At 50.5% G+C, this 24,093-nt stretch carries 24 protein-coding genes; 1 reads left to right on the top strand and 23 read right to left on the bottom strand.

The genetic code is table 11. From position 1 onward, the window contains the following. Nucleotides 1–11: 11 nt before the first annotated feature. The 23 genes from KDM87_RS17205 to KDM87_RS17095 all read right to left on the bottom strand — a co-directional run bounded on the left by KDM87_RS17205 (nucleotide 12) and on the right by KDM87_RS17095 (nucleotide 22,501). Nucleotides 12–359 carry a phosphoribosyl-ATP diphosphatase gene (locus tag KDM87_RS17205; protein WP_186884514.1) on the bottom strand — a complete coding sequence of 116 codons (348 nt, stop codon included), beginning with the start codon at nucleotides 357–359 and terminating at the stop codon, nucleotides 12–14. Further along, nucleotides 356–757, bottom strand: coding sequence for a phosphoribosyl-AMP cyclohydrolase (gene hisI, locus KDM87_RS17200; protein WP_186884513.1), 402 nt, complete (start codon nucleotides 755–757; stop codon nucleotides 356–358). The genes KDM87_RS17205 and hisI overlap by 4 nt, the downstream gene beginning before the upstream one ends. After that, the gene (gene hisF / locus KDM87_RS17195) at nucleotides 754–1,518 is read right to left on the bottom strand and encodes an imidazole glycerol phosphate synthase subunit HisF (protein ID WP_186884512.1); all 765 of its coding nucleotides are present in this window, start codon (nucleotides 1,516–1,518) and stop codon (nucleotides 754–756) included. Before hisF ends, hisI begins: the two co-directional genes overlap by 4 nt. Next, nucleotides 1,515–2,309, bottom strand: coding sequence for a 1-(5-phosphoribosyl)-5-[(5-phosphoribosylamino)methylideneamino]imidazole-4-carboxamide isomerase (gene hisA, locus KDM87_RS17190; protein WP_212680358.1), 795 nt, complete (start codon nucleotides 2,307–2,309; stop codon nucleotides 1,515–1,517). Before hisA ends, hisF begins: the two co-directional genes overlap by 4 nt. Before the next feature lie 125 nt (nucleotides 2,310–2,434). Next, nucleotides 2,435–3,073 carry an imidazole glycerol phosphate synthase subunit HisH gene (gene hisH, locus KDM87_RS17185; RefSeq protein ID WP_212680357.1) on the bottom strand — a complete coding sequence of 213 codons (639 nt, stop codon included), beginning with the start codon at nucleotides 3,071–3,073 and terminating at the stop codon, nucleotides 2,435–2,437. Between the two features lie 45 nt (nucleotides 3,074–3,118). Beyond that, nucleotides 3,119–3,730 (bottom strand): imidazoleglycerol-phosphate dehydratase HisB, encoded by a 612-nt coding sequence (gene hisB / locus KDM87_RS17180; protein ID WP_212680356.1) that lies wholly within the window; start codon nucleotides 3,728–3,730, stop codon nucleotides 3,119–3,121. Nucleotides 3,731–3,732: 2 nt separating this feature from the next. Further along, on the bottom strand, nucleotides 3,733–4,812 hold the full coding sequence (gene hisC / locus KDM87_RS17175; protein ID WP_212680423.1) for a histidinol-phosphate transaminase: 1,080 nt from the start codon (nucleotides 4,810–4,812) through the stop codon (nucleotides 3,733–3,735). 102 nt (nucleotides 4,813–4,914) lie between these two features. After that, complete coding sequence (locus tag KDM87_RS17170; RefSeq protein WP_212680355.1) at nucleotides 4,915–5,679, bottom strand: DNA-methyltransferase; 765 nt, start codon at nucleotides 5,677–5,679, stop codon at nucleotides 4,915–4,917. Nucleotides 5,680–5,700: 21 nt separating this feature from the next. Then, nucleotides 5,701–7,023: a histidinol dehydrogenase gene (hisD, locus tag KDM87_RS17165; protein WP_408058758.1), complete on the bottom strand. Its 1,323-nt coding sequence runs from the start codon at nucleotides 7,021–7,023 to the stop codon at nucleotides 5,701–5,703. Nucleotides 7,024–7,038: 15 nt separating this feature from the next. Continuing rightward, nucleotides 7,039–7,692, bottom strand: coding sequence for an ATP phosphoribosyltransferase (gene hisG / locus KDM87_RS17160; RefSeq protein ID WP_186884506.1), 654 nt, complete (start codon nucleotides 7,690–7,692; stop codon nucleotides 7,039–7,041). Continuing rightward, a complete protein-coding gene (gene murA, locus KDM87_RS17155; protein WP_212680353.1) occupies nucleotides 7,692–8,942 on the bottom strand; it encodes a UDP-N-acetylglucosamine 1-carboxyvinyltransferase in 1,251 nt (416 codons plus the stop codon). The genes hisG and murA overlap by 1 nt, the downstream gene beginning before the upstream one ends. Continuing rightward, nucleotides 8,942–9,178, bottom strand: a complete 237-nt coding sequence (locus tag KDM87_RS17150) for a BolA family protein (RefSeq protein ID WP_186884504.1) — start codon at nucleotides 9,176–9,178, stop codon at nucleotides 8,942–8,944. The genes murA and KDM87_RS17150 overlap by 1 nt, the downstream gene beginning before the upstream one ends. Before the next feature lie 60 nt (nucleotides 9,179–9,238). Beyond that, a complete protein-coding gene (locus KDM87_RS17145; RefSeq protein ID WP_212680422.1) occupies nucleotides 9,239–9,994 on the bottom strand; it encodes an ABC transporter permease in 756 nt (251 codons plus the stop codon). Nucleotides 9,995–9,999: 5 nt separating this feature from the next. After that, the gene (locus tag KDM87_RS17140) at nucleotides 10,000–10,920 is read right to left on the bottom strand and encodes an ABC transporter ATP-binding protein (protein WP_212680352.1); all 921 of its coding nucleotides are present in this window, start codon (nucleotides 10,918–10,920) and stop codon (nucleotides 10,000–10,002) included. 149 nt (nucleotides 10,921–11,069) lie between these two features. Next, nucleotides 11,070–11,417 carry an STAS domain-containing protein gene (locus KDM87_RS17135; RefSeq protein WP_268977606.1) on the bottom strand — a complete coding sequence of 116 codons (348 nt, stop codon included), beginning with the start codon at nucleotides 11,415–11,417 and terminating at the stop codon, nucleotides 11,070–11,072. Next, nucleotides 11,365–12,015 carry an MlaC/ttg2D family ABC transporter substrate-binding protein gene (locus tag KDM87_RS17130; RefSeq protein ID WP_212680350.1) on the bottom strand — a complete coding sequence of 217 codons (651 nt, stop codon included), beginning with the start codon at nucleotides 12,013–12,015 and terminating at the stop codon, nucleotides 11,365–11,367. Before KDM87_RS17130 ends, KDM87_RS17135 begins: the two co-directional genes overlap by 53 nt. A gap of 122 nt (nucleotides 12,016–12,137) precedes the next feature. Continuing rightward, the gene (locus KDM87_RS17125; RefSeq protein WP_212680349.1) at nucleotides 12,138–12,908 is read right to left on the bottom strand and encodes an MlaA family lipoprotein; all 771 of its coding nucleotides are present in this window, start codon (nucleotides 12,906–12,908) and stop codon (nucleotides 12,138–12,140) included. Further along, nucleotides 12,905–13,381 (bottom strand): outer membrane lipid asymmetry maintenance protein MlaD, encoded by a 477-nt coding sequence (gene mlaD, locus KDM87_RS17120; RefSeq protein WP_212680421.1) that lies wholly within the window; start codon nucleotides 13,379–13,381, stop codon nucleotides 12,905–12,907. Before mlaD ends, KDM87_RS17125 begins: the two co-directional genes overlap by 4 nt. Nucleotides 13,382–13,513: 132 nt before the next feature. Next, a complete protein-coding gene (mlaE, locus tag KDM87_RS17115; RefSeq protein WP_230407856.1) occupies nucleotides 13,514–14,284 on the bottom strand; it encodes a lipid asymmetry maintenance ABC transporter permease subunit MlaE in 771 nt (256 codons plus the stop codon). Beyond that, the gene (locus KDM87_RS17110) at nucleotides 14,281–15,084 is read right to left on the bottom strand and encodes an ABC transporter ATP-binding protein (RefSeq protein ID WP_212680348.1); all 804 of its coding nucleotides are present in this window, start codon (nucleotides 15,082–15,084) and stop codon (nucleotides 14,281–14,283) included. The genes mlaE and KDM87_RS17110 overlap by 4 nt, the downstream gene beginning before the upstream one ends. 285 nt (nucleotides 15,085–15,369) lie before the next feature. After that, nucleotides 15,370–16,833, bottom strand: a complete 1,464-nt coding sequence (locus KDM87_RS17105; protein WP_212680347.1) for a glutamate synthase subunit beta — start codon at nucleotides 16,831–16,833, stop codon at nucleotides 15,370–15,372. A 90-nt stretch (nucleotides 16,834–16,923) separates the two neighbouring features. Then, nucleotides 16,924–21,612 carry a glutamate synthase-related protein gene (locus KDM87_RS17100; RefSeq protein WP_212680346.1) on the bottom strand — a complete coding sequence of 1,563 codons (4,689 nt, stop codon included), beginning with the start codon at nucleotides 21,610–21,612 and terminating at the stop codon, nucleotides 16,924–16,926. A gap of 184 nt (nucleotides 21,613–21,796) precedes the next feature. Further along, nucleotides 21,797–22,501, bottom strand: a complete 705-nt coding sequence (locus KDM87_RS17095) for a transposase (RefSeq protein ID WP_212680345.1) — start codon at nucleotides 22,499–22,501, stop codon at nucleotides 21,797–21,799. Nucleotides 22,502–22,805: 304 nt separating this feature from the next. Here KDM87_RS17095 and KDM87_RS17980 point away from each other — a divergent pair. Next, nucleotides 22,806–24,093: methyl-accepting chemotaxis protein (locus KDM87_RS17980; protein WP_212680344.1), on the top strand; the 1,288-nt coding region annotated here is incomplete at its 3' end.

Raw genomic sequence — 24,093 nt, 5'->3', positions numbered from 1 at the left:
AGCTGCACGTCTTACTCCTGACGTGCCGCCTTTTCTTCGATACCGGAGATGCCCTCGCGCCTTGCCAGCTCATCTAATACTTGCTGAGGGCGCAAATCATACTGGGCCAACATGACAAGCGAATGAAACCATAAGTCAGCACATTCGTATAACACTTTGCTGGCATCACCTGAGACACGCGCATCTTTGGCAGCCATCACAGTTTCAGTCGCTTCTTCGCCGATTTTTTTCAAAATCGCATCGTCGCCTTTGGAAAACAAACGCGCGACATACGATTTATCAGGGTCGCCGCCATTGGCCAGTTTACGACTTTCAATAATCTCTGCCAGGCGTTCCAGCACTTGTACTTGTGTACTCATTTATAAATACTCTCAGGGTCTTTCAATACCGGATCCACTGCCTGCCAGTCACCTTCATTCAGGCTGCCTTCAAATTTCTGAAAGAAACAAGAATGACGCCCGGTATGACAAGCAATGCTATCTGCCTGCTCGACTTTAATCAGCACCACGTCCTGATCGCAATCGAGGCGGATTTCTTTTACTTTCTGCACGTGACCAGATTCCTCGCCCTTATGCCATAACTTTTTACGTGAACGGCTCCAGTAAACGGCTTCACCGATTTCAACTGTTTTGCTTAACGCATCACGGTTCATCCAGGCGAACATCAATACATCATTGCTGCTCGCCTCTTGTGCGATCACGGGCACCAGTCCCTGATCATCCCACTTCACTTTGTTTAACCACGTCGCGGCACTCATACCAACCTCATAGGAATATTTTGCGCTGCCATGAATTGCTTCGCTTCTCCGACCGTGTGATGGCCGTAATGGAAAATACTTGCGGCCAGCACTGCATCTGCACCACCGACTTTGATACCGTCAGCAAGATCCTGCAAACCGCCGACACCACCGGAAGCAATCACCGGAATGGACACCGCGTCAGACACTGCGCGGGTCAGACCGAGATCAAAACCGGAACGGGTGCCGTCTTTATCCATGCTGGTCAGCAGAATTTCACCAGCACCAAGGCGCGCCATGTTTTGCGCCCATTCCACCGCATCCAGGCCGGTTGCATTGCGACCACCGTGGGTGAAAACTTCCCACTTTCCGGGCGCAACATTTTTCGCATCAATCGCGACCACAATACATTGCGAGCCGTATTTATGCGCGGCATCTGCCACCAATTGCGGATTAGTTACTGCCGACGTATTGATGCCAACCTTATCGGCACCCGCATTCAGCAAGCGCCGCACATCGGCAACCGTACGCACGCCACCGCCAACGGTCAGGGGAATGAACACCTGCGAGGCCACGGCTTCGATAATCGGCAAGATCAGATCACGTCCATCAGAGGATGCGGTGATATCGAGGAAAGTAATTTCATCGGCGCCCTGAGCATCGTAACGGCGCGCGATTTCCACCGGATCACCGGCATCGCGCAGCTCTTGAAAATTAATGCCTTTGACGACGCGACCTGCGGTCACATCCAGACAAGGAATAATGCGTTTAGCTAATGTCATTCAGCGTCTTCTTCATCCAAAAGCGGCTCACCACTGAGTTCGTCAGCGCGATCCTGTGCCGAGGCGAGATCCAGCGTTCCTTCGTAAATTGAGCGGCCGCAAATAACACCTTCAATGCCTTCGTCCTGCACCGCGCACAAGGCTTCCACGTCGGCAAGATTATGCACACCACCAGAAGCAATGACCGGAATACTGACTGCCTGCGCCAGTCTGACCGTCGCTTCGATATTGACGCCGCCCATCATGCCATCGCGACCGATGTCGGTATAGATGATGGATTCCACGCCGTAATCTTCAAATTTTTTCGCCAGATCGATCACTTCGTGACCGGATAATTTACTCCAGCCATCGGTTGCCACCTTACCGTCTTTGGCATCAATACCGACGATAATCTGACCTGGAAACGCGCTGCAGGCATCGGCCAGAAAGCCGGGATTGCGCACCGCTGCCGTGCCGATGATGATGTAAGACAGGCCGCCATCAAGATAGCGCTCGATGGTATCGAGATCGCGAATGCCGCCGCCGAGCTGCACCGGAATTTCTTCGGTGCCAGTTTCTTCAGCATATTCACGTACAGCTTTCAGAATGGCTTTCACCGCGCCTTCATTTTTTGGCTTACCGGCAAAAGCACCATTCAGATCGACCAGATGCAAGCGGCGAGCTCCTTGTTTCAGCCAGTGACGGGCAGTTTCAGCCGGGTCTTCAGAGAACACGGTGGCTTGTTCCATATCACCTTGTTTCAGGCGTACACAGTGACCATCTTTCAGGTCGATAGCAGGGATGAGCAACATGATGTTAAAGAAATTAAGGTGTCGGTATCAGACAAAAAAGACAATAAGAGAAACGAAAGTACAACAGAAAATCAGACTATCCGGTGCAGCCGCACAACACGGCGATCACACTGGTTCCGCTGGACTCAAGGATTCCAGTGGACAAAGTTTTTGTACAACTGCAAACCGGCATGCGCACTCTTTTCAGGGTGAAATTGCGTCGCAAAAATATTGTCGCGGGCAACCGCACAAGCGAAAAGCTGACCATAATCTGTCATGCCCACAATATGCTCCGCATTGTCAGGCTGAGCATAATAACTGTGCACAAAATAAAAATATTCCTGATCGGGTATATCTTGCCACAAAGCGTGAGGACGGGATTGCTGCACACGGTTCCAGCCCATCTGCGGCACTTTAAAACGCGAACCGTCTGCTTGCAGTTGGCCATCCAGATCAAAACGGACAACTTTGCCCGGTAATAATCCGAGGCCAGGCGTATTGCCCTCTTCACTCAGATCAAACAACATTTGTTCACCGACGCACACGCCGAACAAGGGCTTACTGCGGCTGGCAGCCAGCACGGCTTCCTTCACGCCGGAATCACGCAGACTGCTCATGCAGTCAGGCATCGCGCCTTGCCCGGGCAACACAATGCGGTCAGCACTCTGAATATCAGCAACCTCACCCGAAATCAATACGTTCGCTTCAGGAGCAACGGCACGCAGGGCTTGCGCAACGGAGCGCAGATTTCCCATACCGTAATCAACAACAACAATTTTATTCATAATGATCGCCCGGCTGACGCCGGGACCGGGATACAGCTCATAAGATTAAAGACAACCCTTGGTTGACGGGATGATACCTGCAGCACGTGGGTCCAGCTCAACGGCCATCCGTAATGCGCGGCCAAATGCCTTGAACACGGTTTCGCATTGATGATGCGAATTATCGCCACGCAAATTATCGATATGCAGTGTGACCAGCGCGTGATTCACGAAACCCTGAAAAAATTCACGCGTCAGATCAACGTCGAACTGACCTATCATCGCGCGGGTGAAAGGAATGTGATATTCCAGTCCGGGACGACCGGAAAAATCGACCACCACGCGTGATAAGGCCTCATCGAGCGGCACATAAGCATGACCATAGCGGCGGATACCTTTTTTGTCGCCGACCGCCTGCGCAAATGCCTGACCCAGCGTAATACCGACGTCTTCGACAGTATGGTGCGCATCGATGTGCAGATCGCCGACCGCTTCTATCTCAAGATCGATCAATCCGTGACGGGCGATCTGATCGAGCATGTGATCCAGAAACGGCACGCCGGTATTGAGCTTTTGCTGACCGGTACCATCCAGATTAATCGCGACGCGGATTTGCGTTTCGTTGGTATTGCGGGATACCGTCGCAATGCGCGGCTGGTATTCATTTTGCGTTGGCATATTCATTTTGATGTCAGAGATGCTGCAAGCGCAGCCATAAAAAGTGCATTTTCTTCCGGAGTACTGACGGTGATACGCAGACAGTTCTCAAGCAGAGAGTGCATTTTACCTACATTTTTAACTAAAATTTTGTGATCCAACAATTTAGCAAAGACTTGTTCAGCATTCGCCACACGGATCAGCAGGAAATTTGCAGCGGAGGGGAAAACCTGCACGCCGGGCAAGGCACTTAATGCCATTGCCAATTGGCTACGCTGCGCACGTAATTCGGCTGCCTGTGCATCCAGCACTTCAACCCTTTGCAACACAAATTCTGCCGCCGCCTGCGTCAGCACATTGATGTTATAGGGTGGGCGCACCTTTTCAAACTCATGCATCAGCGCATTATTGCCAGCCATGTAGCCGAGCCGGATGCCAGCCAGGCCTAATTTCGATACGGTGCGCATGACCACCAGATTATCGAATTCCGCCAGACGCGGCATGAAACTCGTCGGGGCAAAAGGCTGATACGCTTCATCCACCACCACCACACCGCTGTCGCCAACGGCGTGCGCAATGGCAACGATATCGTCAGCGTCATACAAAGTGCCGGTAGGATTATTCGGATACGCAAGATACGTTATCGCCGGGCGGTGCGTGCGGATGGCAGCCAGCATTGCTGCCGTATCCAGTGTCAGATCGGCCTGTAGCGGCACACCGATGAATTCCAGTCCGGCAAATTTCGCTGACATCGCATACATCACAAATCCGGGTACCGGTGCCAGCACTTTTGCGCCCGGCCTGGCGCATGCCACTGAGATCATCGCAATCAATTCATCGGAACCATTGCCGAGCACAATCTCGCGATCCGCGGGCACGCCCAGCTTGTCAGCGATCAGTTGTTTCAGACCGGAATAGGACGGCACCGGATAGCGATTCAGCGCCACTTGTGCCAGATGCTGCGCCAGCGCCTGCTGCATTTCCGCTGGCAACAGATAAGGATTTTCCATCGCATCGAGTTTCAGCAAACCTGCCGCATCAGGCACGTGGTAAGCCGCTAAACTGCTGATTTCCGGGCGGATAATATCCGTGATACTCACTATATACTCCAGGCAGTATGCTCGATTAACACCGAAACATCCGCTATTTAATTACGTTATACGAGATGTTGTTCATATACTCCCCCAAAACTGCATGCCGGAGAGCTATACGGGATGCGCCTGAGCGAGGCGTTTTTGTATCATCTCGCAATAATCAGGATTCAGTTCAAAACCAACGAAATCGCGCCCGCAACGTTGTGCGGCGACAGCGGTGGTGCCGCTGCCCATGAATGGATCAAGGACAACGCCGCCGGGTGGGCAGGACGCCTTGATCATGCGTTCGATAATTTCTAAGGGCTTTTGTGTCGGGTGCTCTTCACGCTCGGCGTGCTCACGATGCAGACGCGAAACACTCCACACATCTTTGGGGTTAAAGCCCAGCTCCAGCCATTTGGCGCCTTCAAAAATCTTGCGGCTGCGGGCCTTTTTGGTGGCCGCATCATACGGAATGCGGATTGCATCCAGATCAAAATAGTAATCCCGCGCTTTGACAAAGAAACCTATCGTGTCGTGCACAGAAGAATATTTACGTACCGTTCCGCCCATCGATGGCACACGCCGGTCCCAGATAATTTCATTCATCATGCTCATGCGCTGTTTCAGCATCACAAACACTTCCGGCGAATAGCGCCAGGTCAGAAAAATATACAGGCTGCCATTCGCTTTGAGCTTGGGTAAGGCCAGATCGACCCATTCCGTCATCCATTCAAGATAGGCAGCGGCCTCCATTTTGTCGGAATCGTTGCCGTAATCCTTGCCCAGACCATACGGCGGGTCGGCCAGCAACAGATCAACGCTGGCATCGGGCAGACGCGCCAGCCCTTGCAGCGCGTCCTCACAAAATATCTGATTTCGCCAATCGGCTGCCATGCTAGGAATTCATATTGAAAATCACTTCAGGCGGAATTCAGCACTACGCGCGTGGGCTTGCAAACCTTCGCCATAAGCGAGTTCGGCAGCCACTTTACCCAGCGTCTGCGCACCTTGCTCACTGACATGGATCATGGAAGAACGCTTCTGGAAATCATACACACCCAGCGGCGATGAAAAGCGCGCCGTGCGGGACGTCGGCAACACATGATTCGGGCCCGCGCAGTAATCGCCTAAGGCTTCCGACGAATAACGACCGAGGAACATCGCGCCAGCGTGGCGGATTTTATCTGCCCATTGCTGTGGTTGTTCAGCCGAGATTTCCAGGTGTTCGGCAGCGATGCTGTTGGCAATCGCACAGGCCTCGTCCATATCACGCACTTTAATCAGCGCACCGCGATTCGCCAGCGAAGTGCGGATGACTTCGTGACGTGGCATTTCCGGCAGCAAGCGGGCGATGCTGGCCTGTACTGCTTCGATATACGCGGCATCGGGGCACAATAAAATCGACTGTGCAAGCTCGTCATGTTCTGCCTGCGAAAATAAATCCATCGCAACCCAGTCCGGATTCGTCGTGCCATCGCACAAGACCAGAATTTCTGATGGGCCAGCAATCATGTCGATACCGACTGTGCCGAACACACGGCGTTTTGCCGCCGCGACATAAGCATTACCCGGCCCGACTATCTTATCGACTTGCGGAATCGTCGCAGTGCCATACGCCAGCGCACCGACTGCCTGCGCGCCGCCGATGGTGAATACTCTGTCGACACCGGCAATCGCCGCGGCCGCCAGCACCAGCGGATTTTTGACGCCATCAGGCGTCGGCACCACCATGATGATTTCCTGCACACCGGCGACCTTGGCCGGAATCGCATTCATCAGCACCGATGAAGGATAAGCGGCCTTACCGCCCGGTACATAAATACCGACGCGATCGAGTGGCGTGACCTTCTGACCGAGCACAGTCCCATCGGCTTCGGTATAGCTGAAGCCTTCCGAGCCGCATTCTTTCTTTTGTATTTCGTGATACGCACGCACCCGCTGCGCCGCCGTTTCCAGCGCATGGCGACGTTCAGCGCTGAGTGAATTCAGCGCTGCCTGCATCTCTTGCTGCGACAACTCCAGCGCCGCGACACTGTCGGCACTGAGGCGATCAAAACGATTTGTCGCTTCCAGGACGGCACTATCGCCATGCGTTTTCACGCTGACTAAAATTTGTGCAGCAGCACGATCTATCGCTTCGTCTTCACTCGCTTCAAAAGCCAGCAAGGCAGAAAGCTTTGCGGAAAAATCAGCCTCGGTGGAGTCCAGCCGGGTAATCAGGGATGCGGGGGATGCCATGCTCATTCTCTTTAATTATGCTTTTAAACTGGTGGCGCGCTCGAAAGCTTCAAGTATCGGTTGCAAACGTTCACGCTTCAATTTCAATGCCGCCTGATTCACCACCAGACGCGAAGAAATATCCATGATGTGTTCGACTTCAACCAGATTATTCGCGCGCAGAGTGCTGCCGGTGCTGACCAGATCGACAATCGCATCCGACAAACCAACCAGCGGCGCGAGCTCCATAGAACCATACAGTTTGATCAGATCAACGTGCACACCCTTGCTGGCAAAATGCTCGCGCGCAGTTTCGGTGTACTTGGTTGCCACGCGCAAACGCGCACCCTGATGTACAGCGCTTTGATAATCAAATCCGGCCGAGACCGCCACCGACATGCGGCATTTGGCAATGTTCAGATCAATCGGCTGATACAAACCTTCGCCACCATGTTCGTGCAACACGTCTTTACCGGCCACGCCGAAATCAGCAGCGCCATACTGGACATACGTTGGCACATCTGAAGCACGGACGATGATGACGCGCACACCCGGATCATTCGTTGCCAGGATCAGCTTACGGGATTTTTCCGGGTCTTCAGTCACGCGAATGCCGGCCGCTTCCAGCAGCGGCAGGGTTTCTTCAAAAATCCGCCCTTTGGATAAAGCCAGAGTGAGTTGTGCAGTCATTACTTGAGCCTTTGTATTTGTGCGCCGACCGCCGACAGTTTCACTTCCATGCGGTCGTAACCACGGTCGAGGTGATAAATCCGGTCTATCAGTGTTTCGCCTTCGGCTGCCATCCCGGCAATCACCAGCGATGCGGAAGCACGTAAATCGGTCGCCATGACTGGCGCGCCGACCAGTTTATCGACGCCATTGATGATTGCAGTATGCCCATCGATTTCAATTTTCGCGCCGAGACGATTCATCTCCTGCACATGCATGAAACGATTTTCAAAAATCGTTTCGGTGACACGACTGCTGCCGGATGCGACACAATCGAGCGCCATGAATTGCGCCTGCATATCAGTAGGGAAACCTGGGTATTCAGTCGTACGGAAACTGACCGCTTTCGGACGGCTGCTCATTTGCGCACGTATCCAGTCGGGGCCGGTTGTCAGAACAACGCCTGCTTCACGTAACTTATCGAGAGCCACATCCAGAATATCGCTGCGGGTATTTTTTAAGGTGATATCGCCACCGGTTGCCGCTACTGCGCACAGGAAAGTCGCGGTTTCAATACGATCTGCGATCACGGTATGTTCCGCGCCATGCAGGCTATCGCAGCCCTGTATCACCAGTCTATCAGTGCCTATGCCTTCGATCTTCGCTCCCATTGCCACCAGCAGATTCGCCAGATCGGTGACCTCCGGTTCGCGTGCCGCGTTTTCCAGCACAGTCTCACCTTCCGCCAGCGTTGCTGCCATCAGCAGATTTTCGGTACCGGTGACGGTAATCATATCGGTCACGATACGCGCACCTTTGAGTCGCTTGGCTTTGGCATGGATATAACCCGCCTCGATCGTGATCTCGGCGCCCATCGCGCGCAGGCCTTTGATATGCTGATCCACCGGGCGCGAACCAATTGCACAACCTCCCGGCAACGAGACTTTCGCTTCACCAAAACGCGCCAGCAAAGGGCCGAGTACCAGAATCGAGGCACGCATAGTTTTCACCATGTCGTAAGGCGCTTCGAGTTTATCGATACCCTGTCCATTGAGCGTGGTAATGCCGTTTTCCTGCGTGACGCGTAGGCCCATCTGGCGCAGCAATTTCAGCATGGTGTTGACATCCTGCAGCGACGGAACATTGCTCAGCACGACATCATCGGCACTCAGCAACCCTGCGCACAGAATCGGTAACGCGGCATTTTTTGCGCCGGAGATGACGATATCTCCGTTCAGGCGATGACCGCCGGTAATCAGTAATTTATCCATTATGCCTGGTACTCTTCTGGTGTCAGTGTTTTCATCGATAGAGCGTGAATTTCTTCACGCATACGATCACCCAGAACCGCGTAGACGATCTGGTGACGTTGTATCGGACGTTTGCCAGCAAAGGCGGTGGAAACGATGACGGCATTAAAGTGCTGACCATCACCTTCAACTTCCAGATGGCTGCATTCAAGACCGGCAGCAATGTAGTTTTTAATTTGTTCAGGGGTAGGAAACACGGCGTATATCTCTTTCAAACTCAATTAGTAACACGCTGAAGGACTGAGGCCTGGCATCAATCAATCACGCAACTTATAACCACGCTTCAGCATCTGCACCGCAATCGCTGACAGCAACACAAAGAAAACAGAAACAATCGCTAAACTATACAACGGTGCCACGTCTGATTTACCAAAGAAGCCAAACCGGAAGCCATCTATCATGTAAAAGAATGGATTAAAGTGCGACACGGTTTGCCAGAATGGCGGTAAGGAATGAATCGAATAAAACACACCCGATAAAAACGTCGCAGGCATGATTAAAAAATTCTGGAAGGCGGCCAGCTGATCGAATTTCTCTGCCCAGATGCCAGCGATCAGCCCCATCGTCCCCAGCATCGCCGCGCCCAGTAAAGCAAACAGAGCAATCCACAACGGTGCTTCAAAATGCAGGTCAGTGAACCAGACAGTCACGACGAAAACACCCGCACCGACTGTGACGCCGCGTAATATCGCCGCGAGTACATAACCACCGAACAGCTCCCAGTGCGATAAAGGCGGCAACAGCACAAACACCAGATTGCCGGTGATCTTCGACTGTATCAGTGAAGAAGATGAATTCGCAAAAGCATTTTGCAACACACTCATCATCACCAATCCTGGCACCAGAAACGCGGTGTAACGCACTCCCGGATACACCTGCACATGCGCATCCAGCACATGGCCGAAAATCAGCAAATACAACAACGCGGTCATGATAGGTGCCGTGATCGTTTGCGTTGCGACTTTCCAGAAGCGCAATACTTCTTTGTAAAACAGGGTGTTAAAACCGGTCATATTACTCATTGCTTGCCCTCCATAATTTGCAGGAAGACATCTTCCAGATCGGCTTGCAGCAATTGCATATCCTCAATCACACATCCGCCCATACGGAGCTCACCTAAGATTCCTTCAACCTGACCATAGTCGGTGACACGTAAAGCAAACTGACGTGGATCGGCGAGGGTTTCATGACTGATAATCTTGTCGCGTAACGTTACAGGTAAAGTCGTATTACCGGATGCGGCCAGTGTTACCCGCAGTTGTGATCCTGAGATACGCTTAATCAGCGCGGCGGTGCTGTCGAGGGCAACAACCTTCCCCAATTTCAGCATTGCAATACGATTACAAAGAGCCTGCGCTTCTTCAAGGTAATGTGTGGTCAAGACGATTGTGTGACCTTCGCGGTTCAGACGCGCAATGAATTGCCACAAGGTCTGACGCAATTCAACGTCAACGCCTGCGGTTGGCTCATCAAGCACAATCACTGGCGGCTTGTGCACAAGCGCCTGCGCAACCAGCACGCGGCGCTTCATCCCACCCGACAAAGCGCGCATATTCGTATCGGCCTTATTGGTCAGATCGAGATTTTCCATGACCTCGTCTATCCATTTATCATTATTCTTGAGTCCAAAATAACCGGACTGCATACGCAAGGTTTCGCGTACAGTAAAAAATGGATCAAAGACTAATTCTTGCGGTACGACGCCCAGATTTCTGCGCGCATTTCTGTAATCGCTGACAACGTCATGCCCTTGCACCGTAACATTCCCGGCATCGGCGCGGTTCAGACCAGCGATGATAGAAATCAATGTCGTTTTACCCGCACCATTTGGCCCGAGCAGGCCGAAAAACTCACCCTCTTCGATAGAAAGTGATACGCCACCCAGCGCTTGCAAAGACTGGTAGCGTTTTTGAATATTACTAATTTGTATGGCGGCCATCGGGCATGCTTGCACTTACGTGCGTAAGAGAAATCGGATACGGAGAAAATCTAAGAGTTCACCCGCTGGGCGAACCCTTGATTATAGGGGATTTTCAGCGTGGAGGCTGAAACTGCGTGCAGGAAACCGACGCATTCCCGGGGTGAGCGTCAATGTCGCTCGGAGGATGGGGTAATAAACTGCTCACTCAGACCATAAAGTCTGATCAGACTGATCAGACTGGCTGGCAACGCATGAAATTGCAGCGTTTGTTTTTTTTCCAGCGCCTGCCGTTGCCATTCAATCATGACGGCAACAGCAGCAGAATCTATCCGCTCCAGACCGGACAAGTCGAAGTCAGACTGCCCTTGCGATATAGCAGCATTCCCCGCTGCCAGCGCGGTACGGGCATTCTGTTGAGAAAGTTCGCCAGCTAGTTTGTACACAATAAATCCTTTATCAGACTTATTTGGAGGCCGCTTTAATCGGTGCTGACGCGAGTTTTTTGTTTTTTTCAGTCAGAGTTTTGATCAGACCATCAATCCCGGACTTACTAATTTCAGCAGAAAAACTGCCTTTATAAGTTTCTACCAGCCATGCACCCAGCACGTTGATGTCATAAATTTTCCAGCCTGCCGGCAATTTTTCAAGACGGTAATTTAACTGGATAGGCTCGCCACGGGTCTGAATGATCTGCGAACGGACTTCGACTTCCGTATCTTCCGGTGCTGCACGAAGCGGCTTGAATTCTACGCGTTGGTCTTTAATCTGAGCGATAGCGCCAGAGTAAGTAAATACCAACAAGGTGCGAAATTCGTTAATCAGTTGCTTTTGCTGTTCCGGAGTCGCATCTCTCCAGCTTTTACCAGCCGCCAGCGAAGTCATGCGCTGAAAATCGATGTAAGGCAAAATTTTGCTGTCGACCAGGTCATAAACACGCTTTTGATTGCCTGCCTGAATTTCTTTGTCCGCTTTCGCCAGATCAATAATTTCAAGACTGATGCGTTTGACCAACTGATCAGGCGCTTCCTGTGCAGCAGCGGCGGCAAAACCGCTGTTGGCAAATGCCAGAGTGGCAAACATCGTTAATAAAAATCGGGTCATGATTGTTTTCATTTCTTTATCCTTCATATCCATCAGATGGCGACGTCTGTGTCGCCAGTTAACTCATCGGGGTGTTGATGGGTTGACTGTTGTTATATTGTTTTACAAATCCCTGCGGTATTAAGCTGCACTATTTAATCCTCTTCCGGAGCGATCTGACTGGCGCGACGCTGCAAATAAGCATCGCGGATAAACACATATTTATCCAGAGCAGCTTCCTCTATCAGCGAACCGGCGTCCAGCACAGATGCGCGGGCATCGACCAGACGCACACCAGTACCGATATTGCGAATATAAACAGGCTCTTTATACGACCACAAATTACCTTTCATATCGACCGGTGTTGCCAACGCATCACGCACGGTAGACGAACCCAATAGTGGCAAAACCAGATAAGGCCCCGAACGGACACCCCAGCGACCCAGTGTCTGACCAAAATCTTCGCGATGCTTAGGCAGACCTGCCGGCGAAGCGATATCAAGTAAACCAGCCAGACCAAATGTTGAGTTAAACGCAAAACGCATTACGTCGGAGCTACCTTCAGCAACCTTACCTTGCAACAGATTGTTGACCGCATTCCAGACATCGCCGATATTGCTGAAAAAGTTACCGACACCGGTCTGAACAAACGATGGCGTCACATCGCGATACGTTTGCGCAACCGGTTTCAATACCGCCTGATCAACAGAATCATTGAAATTGAACATTGCGCGATTAAACCCTTCCAGCGGGTCGCGTGGGTTTTTGCCGATATTAGTTTTTGTACTGATCACGTCCAGAGTACGATCAGCTTTATCTTTGATTTTATCAACTGAGACGGTGCTGCAACCTGTCAGCAACACAGTCAGGCCCAGTACCAGTACGGCACAAAAGCGCGCGTTTAACTGCTTAAATGTATTTTTCATTTTTTCTCTTCCGCACTGCTGTCTGCGGCTTTACTGAAAAGAAACTGACTGATCAGATTTTCCAGTACGACCGCCGACTGCGTCATTTTTATCCTGTCACCGGCAACCAGATTCGCGGTATCACCACCGGCTTCCAGGCCAATATATTGCTCACCCAACAATCCTGCCGTCAGAATCTTGGCAGATGTATCTTTTGGAAACTTATAGCGTGTTTCTAATTGCAGTATCACCGTTGCCTGAAAGGTTTTGTCGTCAAATCTGACTTCCGAAACCCGCCCAACGACAACACCTGCGCTTTTTACTGCAGCGCGCGGTTTAAGTCCGCCGATATTGTCAAAACGCGTTACCACTTCATACGTTTTCTCTAGTGAAAGCGAACTCATATTGCCAGCTTTCAATGCCAGAAATAGTAAAGCGGCTGCACCAAGTAAAACAAAAAGTCCAACCCAGAAGTCCAGAGATTTTTTTTGCATCATCAATCCTTACCTATTTCAAACTCCCGTTTTTAAGGGAGTATCTGCATTTATTCTTAATTTGTCGTTTATTTAAAAAGACTTTCGCCGCACAGATCTACATACTCCCCTGGAGTATGTGAAAGGCCACGCTTATTGAAACATCCAGGCTGTCATCAGGAAATCCAGCCACAACACCAGCAAAGAGGAAATCACCACGGTACGGGTTGTTGCTCTGGCCACCCCTTCCGGTGTTGGCTGCGCTTCATAGCCCTGAAATAAAGCGACAAACGTCACAGCAAAACCAAAGACGATACTTTTCAAGACACCATTACCAATATCCTGACCGATTTCCACACCAGCCTGCATCTGCGACCAGAACGCGCCGTTATCCACGCCGATCAGCTGGACGCCAACGACATATCCGCCAATCACCCCCATGGCATTGAAAATGGCAGTCAGAATCGGCAGGGAAATCAAACCAGCGATAAAACGTGGCGCTAATACCCTTTGTATCGGATTAACTGCCATCATTTCCATGGCAGCCAGTTGCTCACCCGCCTTCATCAAACCGATTTCTGCTGTCAGAGAAGTACCGGCCCGACCAGCAAATAACAAGGCAGCGACGACCGGACCAAGCTCACGCACCAGAGAAATTGTCACCAGCAAACCAAGTGACTCACCTGAGCCGAAGCGGTTTAAGGTGTAATAGCCTTGATAACCGAGCACAAATCCGACAAACAAACCGGATACGGCAATAATGACCAGCGAATAATTACCGATGAAATGAATCTGATCGGTAATCAGGCGCGGCCGCCGCCACAAACCAAAGCCGCTGAACAAAATTGAGAAAAAGCTACGCGTGGCATAACCCAGATCACTGGACATTCCGCGCGTCCACTTGCCGACAGATTCAATGATCATAATGCCCCTTTCAAACCCAGATCATCCAGCAGCGTTTTGCCGGGGTAATGGAAAGGTACGGGGCCATCGGCCTCGGCATGTACAAACTGTCTGACATACGGATCTTCCGACGCCATCATCTGCTCAGGCGTGCCATCAGCCACGATTTTCCCCTGTGACAGGAAGTAAATATAGTCTGCAATCGCAAATGACTCATGCACATCGTGTGAAACCAGTATGGATGTAGACCCTAAGGCATCATTCAAGTTCCGGATCAGATTCGCGGTTACGCCCATAGAAATCGGATCAAGACCTGCAAACGGCTCGTCATACATCATGAGTTGAGGGTCCAGAGCAACCGCCCGCGCAAGAGCAACCCGGCGCGCCATACCGCCGGAAATTTCTGCCGGCATCAGATATGCCGCATTTCTTAATCCGACTGCTTCGAGTTTGAGCATCACCAGGTCGCGTATCATCGTTTCGCTCAGATCCGTATGCTCGCGCATAGGGAAAGCGACATTATCAAAGACGCTCAGATCGGTGAATAATGCGCCGTGCTGAAACAACATACCCATTTTGCGCCGCATCGCATATAAATCATCACTGGCAAGATCCTGCACGTGCTGGCCATTGACGCTGACACTGCCGCGCTGCGGACGAATTTGCCCGCCTATCAAACGCAGGATAGTGGTTTTACCGGAGCCGGAGCCGCCCATGACGGCAATCACTTTACCGCGCGGGAAGTCCATATGAAGTCCGGATAAAATTGTCCGTTCTCCATATCCGAAATGAACATCGCGAATTTCAACGAGATTTGACACAACGAGGGATTAAGTTTTGCAAAGGCTAGATTGTAATGCAGAACTGGAAATGAAGTTGTATCGACAAGTATAAGCAAAAAAATAACAAACTAATTATTATTTTAAATAACAATAAATTTAAAAATTAAATTCCACAATAAAATTAAAAACGATATTTAATTCAAAATTAAGAATAAATTAATACAAAAATTAATGAATTTTGAGTCATTAATTTTAAAAATTTGACTGGCTTCATCAAAAAAACTGACTGATTTCTCCGTTTTCGAGAGAAATCAGTCGTTTTTATCAGCGTGGAAGGACGGACTCGCCCATCAGAAACGCATCGACTTCACGCGCGCATTGACGCCCTTCGCGGATAGCCCAAACCACTAATGACTGTCCGCGACGCATATCGCCTGCGGCATACACTTTCGGTACATTGGTTTTGTAGCAGGCGTCGCCCTCGGTGGTCGCTTTAGCATTACCGCGCGCATCTTTATCAACGCCAAACGCATCCAGCACTTGCTGCACTGGCGAGACAAAGCCCATTGCCAGCAACACCAGATCGGCTTTCATTTCAAACTCGGAATCGGCCACTTCCTGCATTTTGCCGTCTTTCCATTCAACGCGGCAGGCAATCAGTTTTTCAACTTTGCCACCTTTGCCTTCAAGGCGTTTAGTCGCCACCGCCCAATCACGTTCGCAGCCTTCTTCATGTGAGGAGGATGTACGCAATTTCGTTGGCCAGTAAGGCCACACCAACGGTTTGTTTTCCTGCTCCGGCGGTTGTGGCATTAATTCAAATTGCGCCACAGATTTGGCGCCATGACGATTCGAGGTGCCAACGCAGTCCGAGCCTGTATCGCCACCACCGATGACCACCACATGCTTACCTGTCGCCAGAATCTGATCTTTGACTTTATCACCGGCATTGACCTTGTTTTGCACTGGCAAAAAGTCCATCGCAAAATGCACACCTTTGAGCTCACGCCCTGGTACCGGCAGATCACGCGGCGTTTCTGCACCACCGGCAATAATCACCGCATCGAAATCTTTTTGCAGCTGTTCCGGCGAAATTGTTTCTTTCGACCAGTTGGTCACTGTAGCCGGAAAATCTTTTCCGACGAATACACCGGTGCGGAAAGTAACGCCTTCCGCTTTCATTTGTTCGACGCGACGATCAATATGGGATTTTTCCATTTTGAAGTCAGGAATACCGTAGCGCAACAAGCCACCGACACGGTCATTTTTTTCAAACACGGTCACGTCGTGGCCGACACGCGCGAGTTGTTGTGCGGCCGCCAGCCCGGCAGGACCAGAGCCGACAACAGCAATTTTCTTACCGGTTTTGACGCTGGAAATCTGTGGTACGACCCAGTTATTTTCCCAGCCTTTATCGATGATGAAATGCTCGATAGATTTGATACCAACGGCATCATTATTGATACCCAAAGTACACGCCGCTTCGCAAGGCGCCGGGCAGATGCGTCCGGTAAATTCCGGGAAATTATTGGTCGAATGCAGTACTTCCAGAGCTTGTTGGTAATTTCCGTGATACACCAGATCATTCCAGTCAGGGATGATGTTATTCACAGGACAACCGTTATTGCAAAACGGAATACCGCAATCCATGCAACGTGCCGCTTGCGTCTTTGCCTGAGCATCACCCAGATGAACTAAAAATTCTTTGTAGTGTTTTTTACGTGATTGTGGTGCTTCGCTTGCTTCCTGCAAGCGCTGATATTCCATGAAGCCGGTGACTTTACCCATTTTTTAACCTCAATATCGTTACGGGCTGTTGCCCTATCTATCGTGAATCGCACAGGAGCAGGTACCCCCGCAAGGGGCACCTCATCTCAACTAGGCGACGACTTTGTCTTTTGCATTCTCGGCACTTTTGGCAGCATACATTTCAGCCAGCGCGCGTTTGTACTCGGTCGGGAATACTTTGACGAACTTAGCGCGGCTGCTTGCCCAGTTATCCAGCAAGTTACGGGCACGGGTACTACCAGTGTGTTTGAAATGACGCTCAATCAGCTGACGCAAAATCGCCTCATCTGTATCACCTTCACCGCCACGCAACATACTGTGCCAGATCGATTTATCGATTGAAGTCGCCTGAATATCGCCTGCGAGCACAGGTTCCAGGGTCACCATAGACATATTGCATTTACTTTCAAACGTGCCTTCCGGATCGTAGACATACGCAATACCACCAGACATACCGGCAGCAAAGTTACGTCCGGTGTTGCCCAACACGACAACCGTACCGCCCGTCATGTATTCACAACCATGATCGCCGGTTCCTTCCACCACCGTCACCGCGCCTGAATTACGTACAGCGAAACGCTCACCGGCCACACCATTAATAAACGCCTCACCAGAAATCGCGCCGTACAACACGGTATTACCGCAAATGATGTTATCAACGGCCCAGCCACGGAATTCGGTATTCGGACGAATGATGATGCGGCCACCGGATAAACCTTTACCGACATAGTCATTACCTTCACCGACCAGATCCAGCGTCACGCCATGCGCGAGGAATGCACCTGCGGATTGTCCTGCTGTTCCTTGCAACTGAATATGAATGGTGTCGTCAGGCAAGCCCGTGTGACCATATTTCTTCGCCACTTCACCGGACAGCATCGCACCGACAGTACGATTCAGATTCTTCACCGGAGAAATGAAGGAAACTTTTTCGCCAGTTTCCAGCGCATGTTTTGCCTGCGCAATCAGTTTGTTATCAAGTGCTTTTTCGAGACCATGATCCTGCACATCAACATGACGGACAGCTGCGCCGTCTGCCAGTTCTGGCTGATGGAAGATGCGGCTGAAATCCAGGCCTTTGGCTTTCCAGTGTGCGACTGCCTTGGATTTATCCAGCAGATCAACCCGCCCGATCAGCTCGTCGTAAGTACGCACGCCCAGTTGTGCCATGATCTGACGTAATTCTTCAGCAACAAAGAAGAAATAGTTCACGACATATTCAGGCTTACCTGAGAATTTCGCCCGCAATACCGGATCTTGTGTTGCCACACCGACCGGACAGGTATTGAGGTGACACTTACGCATCATGATGCAACCTTCAACGACCAACGGCGCAGTCGCGAATCCGATTTCATCGGCACCCAGCATCGCAGCGATAGCAACGTCACGCCCGGTTTTCATCTGGCCATCTGCCTGTACGCGAACACGTCCACGCAAGCCATTGAGTACCAGTGTTTGCTGGGTTTCGGACAAGCCGAGCTCCCATGGCGTACCTGCATGTTTAATCGAGGACAACGGTGACGCCCCAGTACCTCCGTCATGCCCAGCGATCACCAAATGATCTGCCTTCGCTTTCGAAACACCCGCTGCGATCGTACCGACACCCACTTCCGAAACCAACTTGACGGAAATCGATGCATGCGGATTGACGTTTTTCAGATCATGAATCAACTGCGCCAGATCTTCAATGGAGTAAATATCATGGTGCGGCGGTGGAGAAATCAAGCCCACACCCGGCACGGAGAAGCGCAACTTCGCAATGTACTCAGATACTTTATGGCCAGGTAACTGCCCGCCTTCACCCGGCTTTGCACCTTGCGCCATCTTGATCTGTATCTGATCAGCCGATGTCAGGTATTCCGCAGTCACACCGAAACGACCAGACGCGACCTGTTTAATTTTGGAACGCAGCGAATCGCCTTCATTAAGTGGAATATCCACTTCGATCTGTTCTTTGCCGATCACAGACGCGAGCGTTTCCCCTTGCTTGATAGGAATGCCTTTGAGTTCTTGCTGATAACGTGCTGGATCTTCACCGCCCTCGCCGGTATTTGATTTACCGCCGATACGGTTCATCGCCACCGCCAGTGTTGCATGCGCCTCGGTACTGATAGAACCTAGAGACATCGCCCCAGTCGCGAAACGCTTCACGATTTCTTTTGCGGGCTCAACCTGCTCCACAGGAATCGCTTTAGATGGGTCGATTTTGAATTCGAACAGACCACGTAAAGTCATATGGCGTTTCGACTGATCGTTGATGATCTGTGCGTACTCTTTGTACGAATTGTAGTTATTCGCACGGGTCGAGTGCTGTAGTTTGGCAATTGCATCGGGCGTCCACATATGGTCTTCACCGCGAACGCGGTATGCATATTCACCACCGGCATCCAATGCATTGGCTAATACCGGATCTTTACCAAACGCCAGTTTGTGCAGGCGCAGCGCTTCTTCTGCAACCTCGAAAACACCGATACCTTCGACATTCGACGCTGTACCTTTGAAGTATTTGTCCACCAGAGATTTATTCAGGCCGATCGCTTCAAAAATCTGCGCACCGCAGTAAGACATATAGGTAGAGATGCCCATTTTGGACATCACTTTCATCAAGCCTTTACCAATCGCTTTGGTGTAGTTGTAAATCGCTTTTTCTGCCGACAAATCACCAGACAAATCTTTCGCCATATCGGCCAGCGTCTGCATCGCCAGATACGGATGTACGGCTTCTGCACCATATCCCGCAAGCAGTGCAAAGTGGTGTGTTTCGCGTGCTGAGCCGGTTTCGACAACCAGACCGGTCGTTGTGCGCAAGCCCTTACTGACCAGGTGCTGATGAACGGTCGAAGTTGCCAGCAATGCTGGAATCGCCACAAAATCAGCATTCATTTTTCGATCGGTGATGATCATGATGTTATGACCGGATTTCACCGCATCGACCACTTCCGCGCAGATAGAAGCGAGACGTGCTTCGATACCATCTTTACCCCAAGCGATCGGATAGCAGATATCCAGTTCATACGATTTAAACTTACCACCAGTGTTTGCGCTGATATTGCGCAATTTCGCGATGTCGGCGAAATCCAATACCGGCTGCGAAACCTCTAAACGCATCGGTGGGTTGATGTTATTGGTATCGAGCAAGTTTGGTTTAGGTCCGATAAACGATACCAGCGACATCACCATCGCTTCGCGAATAGGATCGATAGGCGGATTCGTTACCTGAGCAAACAGCTGTTTGAAATAGTTATAAAGCGGCTTGAGCTTGTTCGACATCACGGCCAATGAGGAATCATTCCCCATAGAACCAATCGCCTCTTCACCATTGCTCGCCATCGGTGCCATGAGGAATTTAATATCTTCTTGCGTATAACCAAAAGCTTGCTGGCGATCCAGCAAAGTCGCCGCTTCCGGCGCGACGTCGAGCTCGGCGTTCAGGCTGCTGAGTTTAATGCGGACAGATTGTATCCACTGCTTATACGGTTTCGCGTTGGCGTAGGTATCTTTGATTTCTTTGTCATCGATAATACGACCCACTTCCAGATCAATCAGGAACATTTTTCCCGGCTGTAAGCGCCACTTCTGAATAATTTTTGATTCAGGAATCGGCAATACGCCAGATTCCGAGGCCATCACCACCAGATCATCATCGGTAACGATGTAACGCGCAGGGCGCAGACCATTACGATCGAGCGTACCGCCGATCTGACGACCGTCGGTGAACGCCATCGCGGCCGGGCCGTCCCATGGTTCCATCATCGCAGCGTGGTATTCGTAAAATGCGCGGCGATTGTCGTCCATCAGCGTATGATTTTCCCATGCTTCTGGAATCATCATCATCATTGCCTGAGCAATCGGATAACCTGCCATGACCAGCAATTCCAGCGCGTTATCAAAGCTGGCAGTATCGGATTGACCTTCAAAAATCAGCGGGTAGAGCTTTTGCAAATCATCGCCCAGTACCGCAGATTTCATCACACCTTCGCGTGCGCGCATCCAGTTGAAGTTACCTTTCACAGTATTAATCTCACCGTTGTGCGCAATCATGCGATATGGGTGAGCCAGTGGCCATTCAGGGAAAGTATTGGTGGAGAAACGCTGATGCACCAAAGCCAATGCCGACACGCAGCGTTCATCCTGCAAGTCTTTGTAGTAGACGCCAACCTGATCTGCCAGCAACAGACCTTTGTACACAATCGTACGTGCTGACATCGACGGTACGAAATACTCTTTACCATGCAGCAGATGCAAGGCTTCGATCGCATGAACGGCAGACTTGCGGATCACATACAGCTTACGCTCCAGCGCATCTGTGACCATGATGTCCGCACCGCGGCCAATGAAAATCTGGCGAATCACCGGTTCTTTATCGCGCACCGTTGGCGACATCGGCATCTCGCGATCAACCGGAACATCGCGCCAGCCCAGAACAACCTGGCCTTCAGCTCTGACTGCGCGCTCGATTTCCTGCTCACAGGCCAGACGGGACGCATGCTCTTTCGGCAAAAAAATCATGCCCACACCATACTCGCCCGGTGGCGGTAACTGGATGTTCTGTTTTGCCATCTCTTCGCGATAATACTGATCGGGTATCTGAATCAGAATACCGGCACCATCACCCATCAAAGGATCGGCACCGACAGCACCGCGGTGATCGAGATTTTTCAGGATCAGCAAACCCTGTTCGACGATAGCGTGATTTTTCTTGCCTTTAATGTGTGCAATAAAACCGACGCCACAGGCATCATGTTCATTGGATGGGTCGTATAAACCTTGGGCATGCATAGCGATCTCCAGATGGAAAGATTGAAAGTCTGGTGATGAGAATAGTGCAGCGCAAAAGAAAGTTCAATCTAAATAATTAGGGTCAGAGACAAATAAAATAAGAATTAAATTAAGTTATTTTTTATTAGGGTCAGAGTAATTTAATTTAAAATTTCACCTGGATTCGCATCGATTTTATGTAACGTCAGTCTATCGGGGCATTTGGCATTTTTCTTGGCCGTCCACGCTTCGCAGGAGCAACGCGCCGCTCGGTCAACTTGCTGATTTCAGCCTGAAATGATGCTGATCCCAGCAACCATCCTTTTGTAACAGCATTGTCCAACTGTGCCATATCAGCGACAGATAAGGATTGGCTCATCATTTCCTTGTAGTTTGCTTCACGTTGAAATGGCGTATTACCGAGAGCCCAAAAAATAGGATGATCAGAGACCAGAGGATCTGTCCTTTGTCCGATATGATGCTGGTAACTTGACCACGGGTACTCACTCGCATCAGTCACCAAACCACTACGCAGAGGGCTGCCCTCCACATACAAACTGCATTGCAGAAAATGCCGCTCTGCCTCCAACACGGTCGCTTTATATCGTCCTTGCCACAAACTCCCGGATCGCTGATATTTACGGTTGAAGTAAGGTACGTAGTAGCGCCCTATCCATTGCATAAATTTACTCAAACCCTGTTCGTCTGAGGGAGTCAGTAAAAGGTGAAAATGATCCGGCATCAAAATATAAGCATGGATCGCAACTTGAAACTGCTTTGCCGCCTGCGCAAGCCAATTCAGGAAAGTCGTGTAATCCTCGTTATCCCTGAATAACAGTATCCCTTCATGGCTTCGCTGCAATACGTGATGCAAAGTCTGAGGGATTACTAAACGGGGAAGCCTTGCCATAACAATTATCTGTGCTCAAAAAACTCATTGTAAAACAAGGCCGCATAAATCTTATGACTGATTTGAATTGAAGAAGTCAGCGAAGACTACGCAGACAAATAGAGACAAAATTTCAATTATCTAAGCTGGAATTGCGCCGAAACAAAAAATCAGTACCTTCACGTAAGTAGTTCCCCCATATAATTTGATCTCGTATGACGCTGCAGTGCTCATATCGCTGCTTTTTTCATATCCGATTTTCATCGTACTCAAATAAAAGAATCCTCAATCAATGCGTCTCTTGCATTAGAAAAATGGAATACAAATGAACTCACTACTCAAACAGCTCTCCGTCGGAAAACGACTAGGCCTGGGCTTCGCCCTTATCCTCGTCTTTTCTATTTTCGCTACCTTGGTTGGCTTAACACAATTGCACAAAGTCGCGACCTCAACGAAGACCTTACTGGATGAGCCGCTTGCTGCCGAACGTATGATCAGCGACTGGTACCGTAATATCCACTCCGGCATACGTCGTGCAACCGCGATCGCGAAAAGCAGCGATCCTTCTTTAGCCGCTTTTTTTGCAGAAGAGCAAGCAGAGTCCACTAAGAACTCGTCGGCACTACTTAAGGGGATTACAGAAAAATTCCAAAGCGAGCAAGAGAAAAAAATGCTGAAAGAAGTTGAGCAATTGCGCGCTGGCTATTTATCGTCACGGGATCAGATAAGTGCATTAAAAAAAGCAGGTAATGCAGAAGAAGCAAGCAAAGTTCTGGAAAAAGTGTTTATACCTGCGTCGGCCACCTTCATTAAAAAAGTAGAAGAAATGCAGGCGCTACAACGCTCGCAGATCGATGCCATGGCCGCTGAAATTCAGGCCAATTACGAACGCAGTCGCACTTTACTCATCGTTCTGATTCTTCTCACCACCACTCTGGCTATCGTGACCGGCTGGCTGCTCACCCGTTCGATTACAGAACCCTTGATTCAGGCAACGAATGTCGCTCAGAAAATGGCGATGGGCGATCTGACTGAGGTCGTTGACGTTCATCGTAATGATGAAATCGGCACCTTGATCACCGCCATTAACGGTGTCAGTAGCGGTCTGAGTCATGTGATTGCCGATGTGCGTAATGGTACTGACGCGATTAATGTAGCGGCGGCTGAAATCGCTTCCGGTAATGCGGACTTATCGTCCAGAACAGAATCTCAGGCCAGTTCGCTTGAAGAAACCGCGTCTTCGATGGAAGAGCTGACGTCAACAGTGAAACAAAATGCGGACAATGCGCGTCAGGCAAATCAACTGGTGGTAACGGCAACGGGTGTGGCGATTAAAGGGGGGGAAGTCGTTGATCAGGTCGTTGAAACGATGGGTTCAATCAAGGCCAGCTCGAATAAGATTGTCGATATTATCGCGGTGATTGACGGGATTGCCTTTCAGACGAATATTCTGGCGTTGAATGCTGCAGTCGAGGCTGCCCGTGCGGGTGAACAGGGTCGCGGTTTCGCGGTGGTTGCATCGGAAGTGCGTAATCTGGCGCAGCGTAGTGCTTCGGCGGCAAAAGAGATTAAGCAGTTGATTGATGACTCTGTCAGTAAGGTGGAGCACGGTA

This window comes from Cognatundibacterium rivi, assembly GCF_018139565.1.
Taxonomy (GTDB): domain Bacteria; phylum Pseudomonadota; class Gammaproteobacteria; order Burkholderiales; family Burkholderiaceae_D; genus Undibacterium; species Undibacterium rivi.
Note: the sequence above shows the minus strand (reverse complement) of the source record. Positions and strands in the feature narration are given on the sequence as shown.